General features: G+C 56.4%; 19 protein-coding genes. 2 read left to right on the top strand and 17 right to left on the bottom strand.

What is annotated here, in order from left to right; translation table 11 throughout:
- Positions 1-95: 95 nt before the first annotated feature.
- The 5 genes from ACFPM8_RS05705 to rpsP form a co-directional block, all read right to left on the bottom strand.
- Positions 96-770 (bottom strand): CoA pyrophosphatase, encoded by a 675-nt coding sequence (locus tag ACFPM8_RS05705; protein ID WP_378996023.1) that lies wholly within the window; start codon positions 768-770, stop codon positions 96-98.
- Between the two features lie 207 nt (positions 771-977).
- Positions 978-1,370 carry a 50S ribosomal protein L19 gene (gene rplS / locus ACFPM8_RS05700; protein WP_378995896.1) on the bottom strand — a complete coding sequence of 131 codons (393 nt, stop codon included), beginning with the start codon at positions 1,368-1,370 and terminating at the stop codon, positions 978-980.
- Between the two features lie 299 nt (positions 1,371-1,669).
- Entirely contained in the window at positions 1,670-2,422 is a 753-nt protein-coding gene (gene trmD / locus ACFPM8_RS05695; protein ID WP_378995894.1) for a tRNA (guanosine(37)-N1)-methyltransferase TrmD, read from the bottom strand.
- 74 nt (positions 2,423-2,496) lie between these two features.
- Complete coding sequence (gene rimM, locus ACFPM8_RS05690) at positions 2,497-3,060, bottom strand: ribosome maturation factor RimM (protein ID WP_378996021.1); 564 nt, start codon at positions 3,058-3,060, stop codon at positions 2,497-2,499.
- Positions 3,061-3,097: 37 nt separating this feature from the next.
- A complete protein-coding gene (rpsP, locus tag ACFPM8_RS05685; protein WP_378996019.1) occupies positions 3,098-3,349 on the bottom strand; it encodes a 30S ribosomal protein S16 in 252 nt (83 codons plus the stop codon).
- A gap of 355 nt (positions 3,350-3,704) precedes the next feature.
- Between rpsP and ACFPM8_RS05680 the strand changes: the two genes are divergently transcribed.
- Entirely contained in the window at positions 3,705-4,124 is a 420-nt protein-coding gene (locus ACFPM8_RS05680; RefSeq protein ID WP_378996017.1) for an NINE protein, read from the top strand.
- Positions 4,125-4,150: 26 nt separating this feature from the next.
- On the opposite strand, the gene ACFPM8_RS05675 is transcribed toward ACFPM8_RS05680, so the two are convergent.
- The 4 genes from ACFPM8_RS05675 to ACFPM8_RS05660 form a co-directional block, all read right to left on the bottom strand.
- A complete protein-coding gene (locus ACFPM8_RS05675; protein ID WP_378995892.1) occupies positions 4,151-5,941 on the bottom strand; it encodes an acyl-CoA dehydrogenase in 1,791 nt (596 codons plus the stop codon).
- A gap of 86 nt (positions 5,942-6,027) precedes the next feature.
- Positions 6,028-6,957, bottom strand: a complete 930-nt coding sequence (locus tag ACFPM8_RS05670; RefSeq protein ID WP_378995890.1) for an electron transfer flavoprotein subunit alpha/FixB family protein — start codon at positions 6,955-6,957, stop codon at positions 6,028-6,030.
- Between the two features lie 99 nt (positions 6,958-7,056).
- The gene (locus tag ACFPM8_RS05665; protein WP_378995888.1) at positions 7,057-7,809 is read right to left on the bottom strand and encodes an electron transfer flavoprotein subunit beta/FixA family protein; all 753 of its coding nucleotides are present in this window, start codon (positions 7,807-7,809) and stop codon (positions 7,057-7,059) included.
- Between the two features lie 318 nt (positions 7,810-8,127).
- Positions 8,128-8,355 carry a sulfurtransferase TusA family protein gene (locus ACFPM8_RS05660; RefSeq protein ID WP_378996015.1) on the bottom strand — a complete coding sequence of 76 codons (228 nt, stop codon included), beginning with the start codon at positions 8,353-8,355 and terminating at the stop codon, positions 8,128-8,130.
- A 269-nt stretch (positions 8,356-8,624) separates the two neighbouring features.
- Here ACFPM8_RS05660 and ACFPM8_RS05655 point away from each other — a divergent pair, with 269 nt between their 5' ends.
- Positions 8,625-9,971 carry a tetratricopeptide repeat protein gene (locus tag ACFPM8_RS05655; protein WP_378995885.1) on the top strand — a complete coding sequence of 449 codons (1,347 nt, stop codon included), beginning with the start codon at positions 8,625-8,627 and terminating at the stop codon, positions 9,969-9,971.
- Between the two features lie 49 nt (positions 9,972-10,020).
- Here the strand turns inward: ACFPM8_RS05655 and ACFPM8_RS05650 are convergent, their stop codons facing one another.
- From ACFPM8_RS05650 to ACFPM8_RS05615, 8 genes are all read right to left on the bottom strand, one after another.
- Positions 10,021-11,604 carry a rhomboid family intramembrane serine protease gene (locus tag ACFPM8_RS05650; protein WP_378995883.1) on the bottom strand — a complete coding sequence of 528 codons (1,584 nt, stop codon included), beginning with the start codon at positions 11,602-11,604 and terminating at the stop codon, positions 10,021-10,023.
- Between the two features lie 153 nt (positions 11,605-11,757).
- The gene (locus ACFPM8_RS05645; RefSeq protein WP_378995881.1) at positions 11,758-12,312 is read right to left on the bottom strand and encodes an NUDIX domain-containing protein; all 555 of its coding nucleotides are present in this window, start codon (positions 12,310-12,312) and stop codon (positions 11,758-11,760) included.
- Positions 12,313-12,420: 108 nt separating this feature from the next.
- A complete protein-coding gene (locus ACFPM8_RS05640; RefSeq protein ID WP_378995879.1) occupies positions 12,421-12,651 on the bottom strand; it encodes a hypothetical protein in 231 nt (76 codons plus the stop codon).
- A 129-nt stretch (positions 12,652-12,780) separates the two neighbouring features.
- Positions 12,781-15,405: an alanine--tRNA ligase gene (gene alaS / locus ACFPM8_RS05635; RefSeq protein WP_378995877.1), complete on the bottom strand. Its 2,625-nt coding sequence runs from the start codon at positions 15,403-15,405 to the stop codon at positions 12,781-12,783.
- Between the two features lie 231 nt (positions 15,406-15,636).
- Positions 15,637-15,861 (bottom strand): hypothetical protein, encoded by a 225-nt coding sequence (locus ACFPM8_RS05630; protein ID WP_378995875.1) that lies wholly within the window; start codon positions 15,859-15,861, stop codon positions 15,637-15,639.
- A 63-nt stretch (positions 15,862-15,924) separates the two neighbouring features.
- Positions 15,925-16,512, bottom strand: coding sequence for a hypothetical protein (locus ACFPM8_RS05625; RefSeq protein WP_378995873.1), 588 nt, complete (start codon positions 16,510-16,512; stop codon positions 15,925-15,927).
- Positions 16,513-16,645: 133 nt separating this feature from the next.
- Positions 16,646-17,428, bottom strand: coding sequence for a glycerophosphodiester phosphodiesterase (gene ugpQ, locus ACFPM8_RS05620; RefSeq protein ID WP_378996013.1), 783 nt, complete (start codon positions 17,426-17,428; stop codon positions 16,646-16,648).
- A gap of 47 nt (positions 17,429-17,475) precedes the next feature.
- Positions 17,476-18,423 (bottom strand): alpha/beta hydrolase family protein, encoded by a 948-nt coding sequence (locus ACFPM8_RS05615; protein WP_378995871.1) that lies wholly within the window; start codon positions 18,421-18,423, stop codon positions 17,476-17,478.
- Between the last annotated feature and the right edge of the window lie 74 nt (positions 18,424-18,497).

Genomic DNA, 18,497 nt, shown 5'->3' with positions numbered 1-18,497 from the left:
AACTCGTACTGCGCTTGCCGGACACTTATTCCAACTTTTCTTGCCGTGCTGACGAAATCGTTGTTGATGCACAGCGCAGGCCCGCGGCCAAGCATTCAGGCACGAAGAAAGTGGAACAGATTTCTCAGCATGCCCGCGGTCGCACCCCAAATAAAAAATCGCTCGTACGGCATCGCATAAAAAGTGCGGCGATAACCGTCCGGCAAATCAAAAGTGCGCAGTTGATGGTTTAGTCCATCCATCAGAAATGCGAGCGGAACTTCAAAAATCTCGGCGACTTCGCCGGGGTCGGCACGTAGCGCTACCGGCGGCACAATCAGGCAAACCACAGGCGTTACCCGATAACCGGTGCCGGTGAAATATTCAGGCAAGGTGCCGATCACTTCTACCTGATCGCGCGCCAGCCCAATTTCCTCCTCGGCCTCGCGCAATGCCGTCTCGATCGCTGATGCATCGCTCTGCTCCATGCGCCCGCCCGGAAAACTGACTTGCCCTGCATGGTCGGTCAGATGCGCAGCGCGCTGCGTGAACAGAAGCGTCGGCTGTTGCGGATGCATGACGATCGGGATCAGTACTGAGGCGGGCGTTGCCGGTTTGCCCTTCGACGTCTGCTGGTTCAACTGGCCTTCCGCATCCTCTGGATGCCATGCCGGCTGTTGCACGAAACGCTGGCGCAGCCAGTCCGCATTCATCCGTTCCGGCGCGAGCGCAGATTCACCGGCGACCGCATCGACCGGGATCATCAAAGGATCGAAAGCTAATTTAACCAAGAAAATTCCTATACGAATCTGTTCAGCACTTTTATCTGATACTGCCCCAAACCTGAAATAAAAATACGCTAAATTTCCAACAAGGGGTGACACCGCACCGACTCGACTCCGCACGCGAGGCATGAACAGATTCGACGCCAATGCAAAAAGGGGACACCTGATGGCGCCCCCTTCTCTATGCAATACCTATGCCTGACTCGTATCAGCTTATTCTGCTGCTGGAGCAGCTTTTGCTGTGTTACGACGTTGCGGCAGTTTTTCCTTGATACGTGCCGATTTACCGGAACGATCACGCAGGTAGTACAGTTTGGCGCGACGTACATCACCGCGACGCTTGACTTCGATCGAAGCGATCAGTGGCGAGTACAACTGGAATGTACGCTCAACACCTTCGCCGGAAGAAATCTTACGGACGATGAAGTTGGAGTTCAAACCGCGGTTGCGACGCGAAATGACGACGCCTTCGTAAGCCTGGGCGCGCTTGCGCGTACCTTCAACCACGTTGACGTTGACGATAACGGTATCGCCTGGCGCAAATTCAGGGATATTTTTGCCGAGACGGGCAATTTCTTCTTGCTCGAGTTGTTGGATCAAGTCCATTTTTAGCTCCGAATGCCATCTTGCTGACGCTTGTTGATGCACTGCACCGCTTGCTCAGTAGAGGATGGGGTTAAACATGGGCGACCGGCTGGCCACCCCTTGATACTACTTACTACAACTTACTACAGGGCACCTCTAAAAACCTACTGCAGGGTTTTGCAAGCTCGCCAATCTCTGGGCTGCGATGCTCACCCGCTCCGTACGACTGCAGGTGTTGCAACTTCGCCGCTCCGACCTTGGGCCGCTCGCTACGGTTTTTAGAGGTGCCCTACAGATAAAACCGGCTCGGCACTTTCGCGCTAAACCGGGATGTTCCGTAAAACTTTTTCATCGGCGGCGCTTAGCAAACCTGCTTCGCGCACCTTTTCGATCAGATCCGGACGTTTTTTCGCAGTCGCCTGCAGCGCCTGCTGGCGTCGCCATTTCTCGATCTCGGCATGGTGACCGCCCATTAAAACCGGCGGCACTGCCACGCCTTCATATTCTTCCGGACGGGTGTAATGTGGACAATCCAGCAAACCGTTCACAAAACTGTCTTCGACCGCCGACGCAGCATCATTCAACACGCCTGGAAGATGCCTGATCAGCGCATCCATCAACGCCATCGCCGGTAGTTCGCCGCCCGATAAAACGAAATCGCCAAGGCTGATTTCTTCATCCACGCAACGATCCAGCAAACGTTGATCGATAGCTTCGTAACGTCCACACAACAATACCAGCCCCGATTCTGCGCTCAACTGCATTACCCGGCTATGCGTCAGCGGCTGGCCTTGCGGCGACAGGTATACAACTCTTGGCGCAGGCAGATTCTGTTGCTGTTGACGCTGTTTGGCTGCGACTATCGCTGCTTCCAGCGGCTTCGCCAACATCACCATGCCGGGGCCACCGCCATATGGCCGATCATCCACAGTACGATGATTGTCGGTAGTGAAGTCACGCGGATTCCACAACGCCAATTCGCATCTTTTTTGCTCAAACGCACGGCGTGTAACGCCATACTGCGTCAGCGCGGCAAACATCTCGGGAAACAGTGTGACGACATCAAATTGCATCCCGCGCACCTCTTTGTTTCACTTCAGATCGCAAGCGCGATCTTGTTTGCCGCTTCAATCGGTTCAACTTCGGATTAATAATCCAATCCCCAGTCGACCGTAATTTTCTTTGCTGTCCGATCCACCGTCTTGACGAATTGCTCCACAAACGGGATCAACAGTTCCGCTGTCGCCTTGCCCTGATCGGCAACTGCCGGCACCGCGATTCGGAGAATCGGATGCGCGCCATTGTCCATCAGGTCAGACACCAAGCCCAGTTGCTCGCCTTGCAGATTTTCAACTGCCAGACCGATCAAATCGACCCAGTAGAATTCATCATCAGACAAAACCGGGAAATGGCTACGCCGGACATGCACCACCGTGCCTTTCAGCGCTTCGGCAGCATCACGCCCTGCAACACCCATCAGGCGAGCCACAATGTCGCCACTGTGGTTTTTCGCCTGCATCATTTCAACATCGCGCAATTCCGGCGTGTTCTGCCGACCTAACCACCATGTTTTGGCGTGCAACAGCGCATCGGCATCGGCTGAATACGGCTTGATCCGCACCCAACCATTAATGCCGTAAGCACCCGTGATATAACCGACCACGACCAGGTCTGTTGGAATCACGACTCCTGTTTGCGGCACTGTCGACAACGTGGATGCAGACTTGATTTCGAGCTGAGTCAAACGCTTAAGCAGCTTTCTTGGCGGCTTCAGCAACCAGACGTGCAACGGTTGGCGACAATTGCGCGCCAACACCTTGCCAATGCGTCAGGCGATCCTGAGCAATACGGAAAGTCTCTTCAGCACCGGACGCTACCGGGTTGTAAAAACCGATGCGCTCGATGAAGCGACCGTCACGACGATTGCGCGAATCAGTAGCTACGATGTTGTAAAAAGGACGCTTCTTTGCGCCACCACGGGATAAACGAATAACGACCATAATGTTTCCAAAAAGTGTTCGAAGACGGAAAAAGCCGCAAATTATAACGCAAATCACACCACGCCCGCAACCCGAAAAGCAGTCAAAGGTGTGGTGCAACCACGTCAAGCTTCTATTTGCAAGGCTACCTAAATCACTTTGTGCGCCTGCAATCAAGCGCGCCATCAGTGACATCATTTCAGATCAGACTGTACACTACGCCCGCCACCAGGCGCCTTTAGCGCCCGGCCAGTCCGGCCCTGAATTTATACCAAGCGATATACCGACCGCAGTATATTAGTAATTTACTTATTTCACGCAAGAAATTACTGGCTTGCACAGCAAACTTCCGACAATTCTGCCCATCCATCCGCCAATGACGCCAGCACATAAAAACAAAACCCTCGCCACTTTCTTAGCCACCGTATTCGGCAGCCTCGGCTTGCATCGGTTTTATCTACGAGGAATGAAAGATTATTGGGCCTGGCTGCATTTTGCGACACTGCCGCTTTCTTTGCTAGCTTACTTTCTATGGCGCCAAGATCAACAAATAGCGTTCTTGTTTGCACCGCTGGTTATCTCAGGATTGATTGCCTGCCTTGAATCGCTGGTAATCGGGCTGACCCCTGACGAAAAGTGGGATCCGCAATATAACGCAAACTCGGGAAAAAAATCCGATTCGAGCTGGTTTATCGTGCTACTGGTGGTCTTGACGCTGGGAGTCGGCGCGATTGGCCTGATCGGCGCAATCGCACGCACCTTCGACTTGCTATTCACCGGCGGCGCCTACGGTTGACCCGCAGGCGCACCAATTGGCCGAATTTAAAACTGCTCTTCCGCCAATGCCATCACACCGCTGCTACCCTCGATAATCGATACGCGATAGGCATCCGCTTGCGACAGCACGTGATCGGCAAAAAAGCGAGCCGTGCCGATCTTGGCTTGATAAAAACCGGCATCACCAGTACCCGCTTGCAGCTTTTGCGCAGCAATCAATGCAGCCCGCCCAAGCTGCCAGCCGCCCAGCACCACCCCTGCCAACTTCAGATACGGCACGCTGCCGGCAAACACGCCTTTGATGTCGCTCTTCAGATTGGCCACGACATAGGCCACCACCTGCTCAAGCGCGGCACTGCCGATAGCTAATTGCTTGCCGATTGCGACCAGGTCAGCCGAGCCGCTGGCCGCCAGTTCAGCTTGCGTAGCACGCACCTGGGCAATGATGCCGTTGGCAACCGCACCGCCATCGCGCGCCGTTTTGCGACCGATCAAGTCATTCGCCTGAATCGCGGTCGTGCCTTCGTAAATCGTCAGAATCCGCGCATCCCGATAGAACTGAGCAGCGCCGGTTTCTTCAATAAAGCCCATGCCGCCGTGAATTTGTACGCCGGTGGACGCCACATCGATCGACATCTCGGTCGACCAGCCCTTGACGACAGGCACCATGTATTCGTAAAACGCCTGATTCGCCTTGCGCGTCGCTTCATCGGCATGATGGTGTGCAGCATCGTGGGCGGCGGCGGTGACATAGGCCATGGCGCGTGCGGCTTCGATCTGGGAGCGCATCGACATCAGCATGCGCCGCACATCCGGCTGGTGAATGATCGTCACGGCGCCAGCCGAACCGGCCAGATCGCGCGATTGCACGCGGTCCTTGGCGTAGGCAACCGCTTTCTGGTAAGCGCGCTCAGCAACGCTGATGCCTTGCAGGCCGACCGCAAAACGCGCCGCGTTCATCATGATGAACATGTATTCGAGACCGCGATTCTCCTGCCCCACCAGGGTACCGATCGCGCCGCCGTGGTCGCCGAACTGCAACACGGCAGTCGGGCTGGCCTTGATGCCAAGCTTGTGCTCCAGCGAGACGCAATGGACGTCGTTACGGGCGCCCAATGAACCGTCGGCATTGACCAGGAACTTGGGGACGATGAACAGCGAAATCCCTTTGACGCCTTCAGGGGCGTCCGGGGTCCGCGCCAACACCAGATGGACGATGTTGTCGGCCATGTCGTGCTCGCCGTAGGTGATGAAAATCTTGGTGCCCGAAATCTTGTAAGTGCCATCTCCCTGCGGCACTGCGCGGGTCCGGACCAGCGCCAGATCGGAACCCGCCTGAGGCTCGGTCAGGTTCATGGTGCCGGTCCACTTGCCGGAGACCAGCTTTTCCAGATAAATCTGCTTTTGCTCATCGCTACCGGCCGTCAGCAGCGCTTCGATCGCGCCATCACTCAACAATGGGCACAAGGCAAATGACAGATTGGCCGCATTCAGCATCTCGATGCATGGCGTCGCCACCAGTTTCGGCAAGCCTTGGCCGCCAAAATCGACCGGGTGCTGGACGCCTTGCCAGCCGGCTTCCGCGAATGCCTTGAAGGCTTCTTTAAAACCTTTGCTGGTGGTGACCTGGCCGTCGTGCCAATAACTCGGCTCCAGATCGCCGCTACGATTCAGCGGCGCCACAACTTCACTACAGAACTTGGCGTTTTCGTGCAACACAGCTTCCACTGTTTCCGGGGTTGCATCTTCGCAACCGGGCAGCGTGCTGACCTGCTCCAGACCGGCCAGTTCGTTCAGCACGAACAACATATCTTTCAGCGGGGCGACATAACTCATGGACTACTCCCAAAAAAATTGGGTGGCACTGCATCGGCAATACCACCCTTGCGCTTTCGCAAATGTGTCTAAATTTTCTGCGAGATTTAACCCAGCGCAGCAACCAGCTGGGGCACGATCTCGAACAAGTCGCCAACGATGCCGTAATCGGCTACCGAGAAAATCGGTGCTTCTTCATCTTTATTGATGGCGACGATGACTTTGGAGTCTTTCATGCCGGCCAGATGTTGGATCGCGCCAGAGATACCGACCGCGAAATACAGTTGCGGCGCAACGATCTTGCCGGTTTGTCCGACTTGCCAATCGTTCGGCACATAGCCGGCGTCAACCGCGGCACGCGACGCACCCATCGCTGCGCCGAGCTTGTCGGCCAGCGGCTCCAGGATCTTGAAGTTTTCTGCCGAGCCCAAGCCGCGACCACCAGAAACGATGATCTTGGCAGCGGTCAATTCCGGACGATCGGATTTGGCCAGCTCGCGCGAGACAAAAGCCGATTTGCCGAAGTCAGCTGCCGCAGCAATATTTTCCACCGCAGCCGAGCCGCCGTTGGCAGCCGCGTCGAACCCGGTAGTACGTACGGTGATGACCTTGATCGCATCTGCCGATTGCACGGTAGCGATGGCGTTGCCCGCGTAAATAGGACGCTCGAAAGTATCGGGGCTATCGACCTTGGTGATTTCGGAAATCTGGCCGACGTCCAGCTTGGCCGCGACGCGCGGCAGGATGTTTTTGCCGTAGGCGGTTGCCGGCGCCAGGATGTGGCTGTAATTGGCCGCCAATGCCAGCACCTGGGCAGCGACATTCTCTGCCAGGCCATCGGCAAAATAGGCAGCGTCGGCAACCAGGACTTTGGTCACGCCTGCGATTTGCGCCGCAGCTTGTGCAGCAGCGCCGCAGTTGTTGCCGGCAACCAGTACATGAACTTCGCCGCCGCATTGGCTGGCGGCGGTGACGGTATTAAGAGTGCTGCCTTTTAGGGAGGCGTTATCGTGTTCAGCAATGACAAGGGCTGTCATGGTGGCTCCTGAGAAATTGTGTGCGCTCGCGTGCAATCATCGAAATGCGGCGAAACGCTGGATTCTTGAATAATTGAATGCGGATTTAATCTGCAGCGCTTAAAGGACTTTGGCTTCGTTCTTCAGCTTGGCGACCAGCGTTGCGACGTCAGGCACCTTGATGCCGGCGCTGCGCTTGGCCGGCTCGACCACTTTCAGTGTCTTCAGGCGCGGTGCGACATCGACGCCGAGGTCTGCCGGCTTGAACACGTCCAGCGTTTTCTTCTTGGCTTTCATGATGTTAGGCAGCGTCACATAACGCGGCTCATTCAGGCGCAGGTCGGTAGTGATGATGGCCGGCAGCGTCAACGCGATGGTTTCGAGGCCGCCGTCAACTTCACGGGTAACCGTTACCTTGCCGTCTTCCAGCACCACTTTGGAGGCGAATGTCGCTTGCGGCCAGCCCAGCAACGCGGCCAGCATCTGACCGGTTTGATTGCAGTCATCGTCGATTGCCTGCTTGCCGAGGATGATCAGTTGCGGCTGCTCTTTGTCAGCCACCGCTTGCAGCAATTTAGCCACAGCCAGCGGTTGCAGTTCGGTGTCGGCGGTATCGACCAGGATGCCGCGGTCGGCGCCAATCGCCATCGCTGTGCGCAGCGTTTCCTGGCATTGAGCGACGCCGCATGAAATCGCGATCACTTCGGTCACTTTGCCGCCTTCTTTCAGGCGCGTGGCCTCTTCCACTGCGATTTCGTCAAACGGATTCATCGACATCTTGACGTTGGCAATATCGACGCCCGTGCCGTCCGATTTGACGCGCACTTTGACGTTGTAGTCGACTACACGCTTCACTGGTACTAATACTTTCATCGTTATGCCTTTTTATGAAAATAAGAAAAATCTGAATTGACGTTAACGTCAACTTGAATTGGGAATTATAAGAGAGAATTCGATCCAATGCTGAAATTTAGCACGACCGTACTATTAAATAGTAGAGCAAGCCGACTAATTGCTGTGCGTCATCGTAAACACAACACGATTCAGCACTATTTCACGCTTGGGAAAAATGATTTGCCGACCTGCGATCAGGCGGCATAAAGAGGAAGATCGCAGCCAGCAGGAAGCCAGCTGTAACTTGTTGCATTACCAGCTAAATGACCCGCTTGTTGCACGGGCACGGGACAGTGACTACTTACGTCTCATGAAGAAAACATATTCCTTGTTTTCTTCACTCTGTTCCAGCAGATCATTGCCTGTTTGCTTGGCGAACGCCTGAAAATCGCGTACCGAGCCAGAGTCGGTCGCCATCACACGCAGTACTTCGCCGCTCAGCATGTCCGCCAGCGCCTTCTTGGTTTTCAAGATCGGCAGCGGGCAATGCAGGCCGCGAGCGTCAAGTTCTTTATTAAAGTTCATAACCGCTTCGTCATATAGGAATTTCCAGCACTTGCTGTAATTTTGCGATTCTACTCCAAACATCTGCCGCTTTGATGCGTCGCAACAAAACATCCATCATTTTCACAACAGTGTTGCGATTCACTGCAATATGTCTTAAAGGCAATATTTTTTAACATCAATATGATAACATCCGGCTATCCAGCAGCAATTATTCAATAGCGATTTATCAACCGAAATGACTTCTTGCTGAACCGCTGTTCTCGCCAAGTCATTTAAGGAAAACACCTATGTCAGACAACATCGCTGCCAAACAATTCAGCAATATCACCCCGTTCTGGCAACGTCTTCCAGCATTTTTCCTGTATCCGATGCAGCCCCAAATGATCTGGCACCCGGCAGTCTATGCGCTGATCGGGATCGGGCTGTGGGCGTTGGGAAGAGGCGGCGACGATGAAGGCGGGTTCTCGCCATTTATTTTCAAGCTGGCAGTCATTATCAGCCTGGGGCTGGCGGTCGATCTGGTGCGCCTGTGCTTTCGGGCGCTGGAGCAGACTTCGCTCGGCAATTTGCGCTGCACCGATTTTGATGAGTCCGATGAGGCGCATAAACTGACGCCGTACAAACTGCTGGCGCTATTCATGGTGCAGGGTATTTTCCTCTACATCCTGAAAACAATTCACCCAAACCTGGTCTTGATAGGCAACGTCCTGGTCTATTTGATGCTGCCGGCCAGCATCATGGTGTTGGGCAGTAGCCACAGCTTTACCGAAGCAGCCAACCCGCTCAAAGCATTCAAGATCATCCGCGCGGTCGGCTGGCCCTATCTGGCGTTATGGGTGTTCGGATTCATCCTGAGCCAGGGTGCGCTGATAGTCGTCATTTTGCTGATCAAGAAATTGCCGATAGCGCTGCTGATCGGCGTCGGTATTTTTGCCTACGCCTATTTCAACCTGATCTGGTTCAACATGATGGGCTATGCGATGTACCAGTATCACAAGCAGATCGGCTACGCCCCGGATCGCAATTTTGAAATCAACGCACTGGCCGCCAGCCGTAAGAACCGGCCGCTGACGGATGAGGAAATTCTGGCGCAACAGGTAGCCGCGATGATCCGCGACGGCAATCTCGACCTGGCGCTGGAATTCATCTGGGAAGATCTGCGCTATGACCAATACAACGCGCAATTGTCCGGCCATTACGCCAAGCTGCTGATGCTGAAAGGCGACAAGGCCAAGCAACTGGAGCATGCGCAACGCCATCTACTGGCTATCGCGCGGTCGGGCAAAGCGGGCCACATTGGCGACACTTGGAAACAAGCGCGCCAGCTCAACCCCGAATTCACCATAGACAATCCCGACCACGTTCTGCAAATGGCGCAAGCCGCCGCCTCGGTACGCGAATTTCAAACAGCGCTGGAAATCACTTCCGGCTTTCACAAGCGCGCACCGCGTCACAAAGATGTGCCTGCTGTTTTGGTATTGGCCGGCAAATTAATCTCAGACCATCTGCGGCAGGATGCACGCGCTTTGTCGCTGTTCAATCACGTCATTGCGCAGTGGCCCGGCGACCCGGCGGCAGAAGAAGCGCAGCGCTATAAGAATGTGATCGAGCGCTTGGCGCCGACGCCGCAGTGAGCTTGAAAAAGGTGTGGCGGACGTATTCCGCCACACCTTAAGATCGCCTCTAATATTTCTGCGCCAGCCGCGCCTCTTCGCTCATCGGGAACTGCTGGTGCAACAACTTCTGATAGTGCCGCACCTTCTCAGGTTTATCGGCCGTCAAAAATCCCTTGGAGACCAGGAATACCAACAGCGGCAATTGCTGATGCTGGCGGTCTGTCACTAGCAGGATATTCAGGATTTCTTCTGCAGTCTGCGGATATCCACTCATCGCAAAACGCTTGGCGATCGCCAGCGACTGCCCGCTGTTCAGCAATGGCCGCGGCTGCGCCTGGGCCACATAATCCAGATAGACCTGGTGCACCTTTGCTTCGTCGACCTGACCCTTCGGCAAGCGCAATAACATCTGCGCGGCCCGATGAAATTCCGGCGAAGTCGGCGCGCTCTTGGACAGATTAAACAATTGCAGCAACCAATCCGGATCAGGCGCCTGATGTAAGGCCAGGGATTTACTGACCAGCCGTTTGAATGACTTGCGAGCCCGCAGGAAATCGAGCTTGCTGAGTTCGGCGTAGGCGCTTTGCTGGATTGCCTGCAGCGTGTTGTTATCTTCGGCCGGTGCGACGTAACTGGCGTGGGCATGTTCCAGCTTGCCGCGTGCCAGCAAGCGATAACAGAGCGCCAGCACGGCGCCGCCGAGCAAACCGCCGATGTGTGCGTAGTAATTGGTATTGGACGGTGCGCCAAACCACAAATCGAAGGCCTCTTTGCCGACCCAGATCGGCAGCATGATCAAGGCTGGTGCTTTGATGAAATCGAAATAAAACAAAATCCAGTAAAAAAACCGGATGCGGCGCAGGCCGTACAGCACCGTGTACATCCCCATCACGCCGGAAATCGCGCCGGACGCGCCCAGCGACAAAATCATGCTATCGCCGCAGAACACCAGGTAAAACGCGGCCGACATCAAACCCGACAGCAGGTAGAACAGCAGAAACCAAACGCCGCCCAGCAAAATTTCGACGGCGTAGCCGACGATCGCCAGGAATACCATGTTGCCCAGCACATGTTCGACGCTGCCATGCAAAAACATGTGCGTCAGCAGCGTAATCGGACGCTCGAAGGCCTGCGCCGGAATCAGTGAATAACGTTCGGTAAAGGTGCTGATTCGAATGCTGGCATAGTGCTGGCGCTGCTCCCGCCACTCGGCCAGGCTGTCGGCGTCGATGGCGCCCAGCACCGCGGGCTTCGGCTGCTGCATCAGCGCGCCAAACTGCAAATCGGCGTCCAACGCGTACCAGACCTGTTCCAGCCCCCGATAGCGTGGCGACGATGCCATCGCCGCATCCTCTGCGCCGTCGGCATCGGCATCAGCACGCACGCGCACTTGCCGCCATTGCCTCAGCGCCCGGCGCACCTCGTTGGCGGCTCCGGCTTGCTTATCGCTTTCCAGGTAACGGGCATATGCGGGGAACTCGAATTCGGGCAAGCGCGATTCGGCCAGATAGTATTGCGCGGCCGAACTCAGATTGTCGCGCTCGCCCATCTGAATGCCGAAATAAATCAGCAAATTGATGAGGACTAACAGAATGGTGATCAGCGGCGGACGTTTCCAGTCTGGCTTGCGGTCTACCGGAATAATCAGCATGGCGGCTCACGGGTAAAAATCGGAATAAACATAGCGTGATTTTACCCAATCATTTCCGTGCAGCACTGTTATTTTTTTCGTATCTAGATGTAAAACTCTGCCAGCGCGCGCATTTTTTGACTATTTGTTGCAAGCCTGCGACCAAAAACCCGATTACGGCTTTACCGCCATCTCCGGCGCGGGTTTCACCAGCAGCGGCCGGTCGACATATTCCACCTCCAGACCGCGCGTACGCATCCAGTCGGCGACCGCGTGACCGGTACCGGCACGCCACGGCCGCAACGCCACTGGATCCAGCAAACGGTATTCCAGCAATTCTTCCGACAGCTGGATCGTGCCGGATGCCTTGACGTGATAGGCGATGATCAATTCGTTCTTGCGGATGAATTCGTAGACGCCGATCAGCATCACCTGCTCGGTATCGAGATTGGTTTCTTCTTTGACTTCACGGGCAATGCCCTGCTCCGGCGTTTCGCCGCGTTCCATGAAGCCGGTAATCAGCGCGAACATGCCCTCTTCCCAGGCCGCATTGCGCGCCAGCAGAATCTGGCCATTGATCTCGACCACCGCCGCCAGCACCGGCAACGGATTATCCCAATGCGTCCAGTGACCTTCGGGACAGGCCAACCGCAGCTTGCCTGTCGCGTCCTGATCGGCGCGCTGGATCAGGGCAGCAGCGCACACCGGGCAGAATTTGAATTCGTTCATGAATGACTTACCAATATAAAAAAGCGGGAAAGACGGAGCCGCGATATTACTGCGAATCAATCTTTCCCGCTTTAAAGCCTCGGCAAAAGACGTGCGACATGCAGTCTTTTAAGCTTGCGGCGCTTCCACTTTGACTACCGTGACTCGGTCGATCAGAAATTCACCGTCCACGCATTTCCGGTGAGGCACGCCGGCGACCTTGAACCCCGGCCCGCCTTCACGCACCCAGATCTTCGCCACCGTGTCGAAATCCTCCAGATCCAAACCAAGCATAGGCGCGGAAAGTACAAAACTCGCGCCGTCTTTCTGTCTCTTTACAACATCCTCAATCTTTGCCATGCCATTTCCTATCATGTCCATTAGTGCGTCGGTACATTAAGCAACGCAAATATTACGCCAGCGACGGCTGAATAAAAAACAGACCATCGCAACGATGGCCTGTTTTTAGTTTTGCGCCGAGGAAAAATTTTATGCGCGCTCGCCAACCCATGCTGCAACGCCTTGCAACGCCGCCGCCAAGCCGCTCGGATCGGTGCCGCCGGCTTGCGCCATGTCGGGACGACCGCCGCCTTTGCCGCCGACTTGTTGCGCGACGAAGTTGACCAGCTCGCCGGCCTTGACCTTGGCGGTTGCATCCGCAGTCACACCAGCGATCAAGCTGACCTTGCCGTCCTTGACCGCGGCCAGCACGATCGCTGCAGTTTTCAGCTTGTCTTTCAGCTTGTCCATGGTTTCGCGCAGGGTGGCGCTATCGGCCCCATCCAGCGTTGCCGCCAGCACTTTGATGCCGTTGACATCGACTGCCTGGGTCAGCAATTCATCGCCCTGGTTGGCGGCCAGCTTCGATTTCAGGCCGGCCAGTTCTTTCTCCAGCGTCTTGACCTGATCTTGCACTTGCGTGATGCGCTGGGTCAGTTCTTCCGGTTGCGCCTTCAATGCCGCGGCCGCTTCGCTGATCCGGTTGCTCAGGCTTTGCACCAGTGCCAGAGCGCCTTCGCCGGTCACCGCTTCGATCCGGCGGATGCCGGCCGCAACGCCGCCTTCGGCAGTGATCTTGAACAGGCCGATGTCGCCGGTGCGGCCGACGTGGGTGCCGCCGCACAATTCGCGCGACGAACCGATTGCCAGCACCCGCACTTCGTCGCCGTATTTTTCGCCGAACAATGCCATCGCGCCGGCGCCGACCGCGTCGTCGAACGACATCAGCTTGGCTTCGGTCGCGACGTTGGCGAGAATTTCACGGTTGACGATTTCCTCGATGCGGCGGATTTCATCGGCGCTGACCGGGGCGTTGTGGCTGAAGTCGAAACGGGTTTTGTCGGCATCGACCAGCGAGCCTTTTTGCGATACGTGACCGCCCAGCACTTCGCGCAGGGCTTTGTGCATCAAGTGGGTCGCCGAGTGGTTGCGCACGATGCGGGCGCGCGCCGCGATGTCGACCCGGGCGCTGACGTGATCGCCGACCGCCAGCGAACCGCTGTCAAGGCGGCCGTGGTGACCGAACACGTCGGCCTGGATTTTTTGCGTATCAGCGACTTCGAACAGGCCGCCGGCCACTTCCAGCAAACCGGCATCGCCGACCTGGCCGCCCGATTCCGCATAAAACGGCGTGACGTCGAGCACCACGATAGCGTCCTGACCGGCTTCGATTTTCTGCACCGCGCTGCCGTCCACATACAAGCCGAGCACCTTGGCGTCATGCGCCAATGCTTCATAACCGACGAAGCGGGTCTTGTCGCCGCTGTATTCGACAGCGGCAGCCATCTTGAATTTACCGGCGGCGCGCGCAGTCGATTTCTGGCGTTCCATCGCGATGCCAAAGCCAGCCTCATCCAGCGCGACATTGCGCTCGCGGCAGATATCGGCTGTCAGATCGAGCGGGAAGCCGAAGGTGTCGTACAAGGTGAAGGCGGTTTCGCCATCCAGCTTGCCGGGAGTTTTACTCAGCGCCACTTCCAGGATCTTCATGCCGTTTTCCAGCGTTTCGCCGAAACGTTCTTCTTCCTGCTTCAGCACTTGCTCGACTCTTGCTGCGGCTTCGCTCAGCTCAGGATAGGCAGCACCCATCTGCTCGACCAGGTCCTTGACCAGCTTGTAGAAGAACGGTTTGGTTTGACCCAGTTTGTGACCGTGACGCAGTGCGCGGCGGATGATCCGGCGCAGCACGTAGCCGCGGCCCTCATTGCCCGGAATCACGCCGTCGACCACCAGGAACGAGCAGGCGCGAATATGATCGGCGATTACTTTCAGCGAGTTGTTGCCGAGATCGGTGACGTTGGTCTCACGCGCCGCAGCCTTGATCAGGTGCTGGAACAGGTCGATTTCATAGTTGCTGTGAACGTGCTGCAACACGGCGGCCAGACGTTCCAGGCCCATGCCGGTATCGACGCAAGGCTTAGGCAGCGGCGTCAGGGTCGCTTCGCCGGTCTTTGGATTGACCTGACGATCGAATTGCATGAACACGTTGTTCCAGATTTCGATGTAGCGGTCGCCGTCGGCATCCGGGCTGCCTGGAGGGCCGCCCCAGACATCGGGACCATGGTCGTAGAAAATTTCGGAACAAGGGCCGCATGGACCGGTGTCCGCCATTTGCCAGAAATTATCGGAAGCGAACGGTGCGCCCTTGTTGTCGCCGATGCGCACGATGCGTTCTTTCGGGAGGCCGATCACCTTGTGCCAGATATCGTAGGCTTCATCGTCGGTTTCGTAGACGGTCGCCCACAGCTTGTCGGCCGGCAGGCCATACACCTTGGTCAGCAGCTCCCAAGCCCAGACCAGCGAATCGTGTTTGAAATAATCGCCGAACGACCAGTTGCCGAGCATCTCGAAAAAAGTATGGTGACGCGCGGTGTAACCGACGTTTTCCAGATCGTTGTGCTTGCCGCCGGCGCGCAGGCAGCGCTGGACCGAGGTGGCACGTACATAGTTGCGCTTTTCGGTACCCAAAAACACATCCTTGAACTGCACCATGCCGGAATTGGTAAACAGCAGCGTCGGATCGTTGCCCGGCACCAGGCTGGACGAGCGCACGATGGAGTGGCCTTTGGATTCAAAGAATTTAAGAAACTTGTCGCGGATATCGGCTGAGTTCATGTGCTTGGGTAAAAAATGAAACGGTGCAAGGGAATAGGGCTTCGGGGCATTGTCGCTAGAAGCTTATGACAGACGCCCTTTTGCAAACCTTTGATTATACGTGATACGCGCCAGGCGATTTTGCCCCGGCGACATGAAAAAAGCTCGTCGGGACCACTCCCGACGAGCTTTTAATGATATCAAAACCGTATTCTGACGAAATTGGCCTCGTATCAGTCGCTCAGCTAGCGATTAAGCGCCTTTGTTGATTGGCGTCGGATTATGCTTTTTATGATGATGCTTCTTGTGCATTTTTTTGGCAGGTGCCGCTGGAGCAGCTTCCGGCGCAGCAGCTGGAGCAGCCATTGGCGCCGCAGGAGCAGGAGTTGGAGCAGGCGTGGCCGCTGGAGTTTGCGCCATGACTGGCAAAGCGAATGCGGCGACAACGACGGCAGCCAGCAATTTATTGATCTTCATTTTGACTTCCTTTCAATTATTGTTAAAACAATTAACTCAACGCTATCAAGATTGAATCAGGAATCAAAGATTGGTCTTGTCGCGGTGAATGTGGCCAGACACTTTGTTTTGCACCTTATTAACGCGCGCTTGTTCTTTCGCGTTGACATGACCGTCGCGAGCGGCTTGCGCCTCGGTCTTGTCCACTTTCGCTTCCCCGCGTTGCAGGCTGCCGACCTCGCGCTGGCTCAGGCTGCCGGACTTGATACCGTTTTCAATCCGTTGTTCCTGGTTGACGTTGCGCTGGACGTCGGCCTGCATGCGCTGGCTGGAAACCGAATCGGGATTGCCTACTTTGCCGTTGTGCTTGTCGACGTAAATTTCTTTGCTGACCTTGTTTTGCATCGCTTGAATGCGTGCCTTTTCGGCGCCGCTGAGCTTGCCGTCCTTGAGCGCATTGGCTTCGGCGCGATCGATTTTCGCTTCCTGACGCTCCAGCTGCCCCGCTTCGCGGGCGGTCAGCTGACCCGATTGCAGGCCGCTTTCAATCCGCTTTTGCTGATTGATGTCGCGCTGCGTTTCGCTGGCGGCGGATTGGGCGAAAGCGGGAACCGCAAACACGGCGGTCAACAACGCGGTCAGCAGGAAAGAGATCGATTTTGTGCTTTTCATGGTGTTCCTTTCGGTTTGGCAAATGAGCGGGTTGCCCATGACACCATCAACGCCACGCCGAGCAACGTCGACGACCGGAAAAATGTAACGCGTGTAAGCAAAAGTAAGGCGGCCAGACCCGGATAAATTTGCCTCAGCTGCCGGCGAAATCCGCCCCGATCAAATCAATCCGGTCGGTACAAAAACCGTCGACGCCCCAACTCAGTATTTCGGCCGCACGTTCCGGCGTATTGACCGTGTAGCAAAACAGTCCGTAACCAGCCTGCTTGATGGCTTGCACCTGCATCGGCGACAGGTATTTGTGATTGGTGTGCAGCGCCACCGCATCCAGTTCTTGCAGGCGCTGCGCCCAGTCATCCTCGATCACGTCGGTCAGGAAGCCGCGCGGAATATCCGGCGCCGCGACCTGCGCCGCACGCAGGGCGTCGAACGAGAACGACGAAAATAAGGGCAGAGCGGGATCGGCAAACGTGCCGGCGCCGGTCGCCACATGGGCCGCGATTTCAGCGGCAAAACATTCTTGCGTCACCTGCGCCACCACGCGCCCGGTTTCCACCTCGAAGCCTTCGGCCGGCTTGATTTCGACATTCATCCAGATCCCGTGTTGCCGGCAAAAGTCGAGCACCTGACGATAGCTGCACACCGGCTCGCCCGCAAATTCCGGGCTTAACCAGCTGCCGGCATCCAGCTTCAACAATTCCGCCGCGTTCAGGTCGGGAACCTTGCCGATGCCTTGGATAGTGCGTCCGAATACCGTGTCATGCATCAAGATCGGCACACCGTCGCGCGCCAGCATCACATCGAACTCGACCGCGCGGAATCCGTATTGCAGGCCGCAGCGCATTGCGGCGATGGTGTTTTCCGGTGCCAGCGTGCCGCCGCCGCGGTGGGCGACAATTTTAGGATAGGGCCACATATGAATCGTCTCTTTCGCTTGTTTCATTTGGAAGCGCACAGGATAAATCAAGCCGGCAATTCGCCAAAATTTTTATCGAAGAATTCGACCACCTGCCGTTCCAGCCGCAACAAATACGCCGGCCGATCGAAACCCGGCGGATTGTCGCCCGGATCGCCGGCGTCCGACATCAGCGGCATCGTCGGTTGCGCCATGAAGGCGAAATGACCGGCGTTCGGCACTTGTTCGAATTCCGCTTGCGGCAAGCGCGCACGCAGCCAGTCGCCATGGTATTTCGGCGTCAGGACTTCATCTTTGGCGGCGGTCACCAGTTTCAGCGGAAGCTTGATGCGTGCCAACGATTCCGGCGCGAACACCACGCCGATCGGCGCCATCGCAAACACCGCGCGCACGCGCGGGTCCAGCAGATCGAAGTCAATTACCGCCGTTGCATCGGCAGCGTTAGCCGAGTCGCCGCCGAGCCGGCAAAACAAGCTGTCGTCATCGGTCTCAGCGCAATGCCGGAGCGCGCGCTGCCGATCGGCGATGCCGCCCGCCAACGCCAGCACGCTAAAACCGCCGGCCGAAAAGCCCAGCGCACCGATCCGCCCGGCCGGAATCTGTCCGCGCCATTGGGAATCTGCCAACACCGCATCCAATAACCGCGACAATTGCCGCGGCCGCTCGGCGAAATAAGTCGCGGATGAGGCCAGCGATCTATCTTCCCAGTTGTCACCCGGATGCTGCGGCGCCGCCACCAGATAACCGTTTTGCGCCAACTGCCGCGCCAGGTTGTGGTGCGCCAGCTGACTGCCGCCGGTGCCGTGCGACAGCAGAATCAAGCCCTTGACCGGCAGCTCCGGCGCCCCATTGAAAGCGACAAAAGGCGCAAACGGCCCCACCGTCATCACCCGCGCCTGCGCCCGGGTCGGATAAAACAAGGCCACCGGCATCGGTTCTTTCCCGTGTACGGTCATGGTTTTCATGCCTGCCTGTAGTGCTGTTTCACCCGCCATCGCAAAGTCCTTTTTATCCGCAAGCCGGAATTGTATGGCGACAAGCCCGCATTGCAACAAAATCCATCCAAGCT

It is taken from the genome of Paraherbaspirillum soli (genome assembly GCF_042654985.1).
Taxonomy (GTDB): Bacteria; Pseudomonadota; Gammaproteobacteria; order Burkholderiales; family Burkholderiaceae_D; genus Paraherbaspirillum; species Paraherbaspirillum soli.
The sequence above is the reverse complement of the archived record's forward strand: the minus strand, read 5'-3'. Positions and strand labels throughout refer to the sequence as shown.

Bases quoted from the DNA above. Each gene is read 5' to 3' on its own strand.
- rplS (WP_378995896.1), bottom strand. From the start codon at position 1,370: ATGGACTTGATCCAACAACTCGAGCAAGAAGAAATTGCCCGTCTCGGC.
- trmD (WP_378995894.1), bottom strand. From the start codon at position 2,422: ATGCAATTTGATGTCGTCACACTGTTTCCCGAGATGTTTGCCGCGCTG.
- rpsP (WP_378996019.1), bottom strand. From the start codon at position 3,349: ATGGTCGTTATTCGTTTATCCCGTGGTGGCGCAAAGAAGCGTCCTTTT.
- ACFPM8_RS05680 (WP_378996017.1), top strand. From the start codon at position 3,705: ATGACGCCAGCACATAAAAACAAAACCCTCGCCACTTTCTTAGCCACC.
- ACFPM8_RS05675 (WP_378995892.1), bottom strand. From the start codon at position 5,941: ATGAGTTATGTCGCCCCGCTGAAAGATATGTTGTTCGTGCTGAACGAA.
- ACFPM8_RS05670 (WP_378995890.1), bottom strand. From the start codon at position 6,957: ATGACAGCCCTTGTCATTGCTGAACACGATAACGCCTCCCTAAAAGGC.
- ACFPM8_RS05665 (WP_378995888.1), bottom strand. From the start codon at position 7,809: ATGAAAGTATTAGTACCAGTGAAGCGTGTAGTCGACTACAACGTCAAA.
- ACFPM8_RS05660 (WP_378996015.1), bottom strand. From the start codon at position 8,355: ATGAACTTTAATAAAGAACTTGACGCTCGCGGCCTGCATTGCCCGCTG.
- ACFPM8_RS05655 (WP_378995885.1), top strand. From the start codon at position 8,625: ATGTCAGACAACATCGCTGCCAAACAATTCAGCAATATCACCCCGTTC.
- ACFPM8_RS05650 (WP_378995883.1), bottom strand. From the start codon at position 11,604: ATGCTGATTATTCCGGTAGACCGCAAGCCAGACTGGAAACGTCCGCCG.
- ACFPM8_RS05645 (WP_378995881.1), bottom strand. From the start codon at position 12,312: ATGAACGAATTCAAATTCTGCCCGGTGTGCGCTGCTGCCCTGATCCAG.
- ACFPM8_RS05640 (WP_378995879.1), bottom strand. From the start codon at position 12,651: ATGGCAAAGATTGAGGATGTTGTAAAGAGACAGAAAGACGGCGCGAGT.
- alaS (WP_378995877.1), bottom strand. From the start codon at position 15,405: ATGAACTCAGCCGATATCCGCGACAAGTTTCTTAAATTCTTTGAATCC.
- ACFPM8_RS05630 (WP_378995875.1), bottom strand. From the start codon at position 15,861: ATGAAGATCAATAAATTGCTGGCTGCCGTCGTTGTCGCCGCATTCGCT.
- ACFPM8_RS05625 (WP_378995873.1), bottom strand. From the start codon at position 16,512: ATGAAAAGCACAAAATCGATCTCTTTCCTGCTGACCGCGTTGTTGACC.
- ugpQ (WP_378996013.1), bottom strand. From the start codon at position 17,428: ATGTGGCCCTATCCTAAAATTGTCGCCCACCGCGGCGGCGGCACGCTG.
- ACFPM8_RS05615 (WP_378995871.1), bottom strand. From the start codon at position 18,423: ATGGCGGGTGAAACAGCACTACAGGCAGGCATGAAAACCATGACCGTA.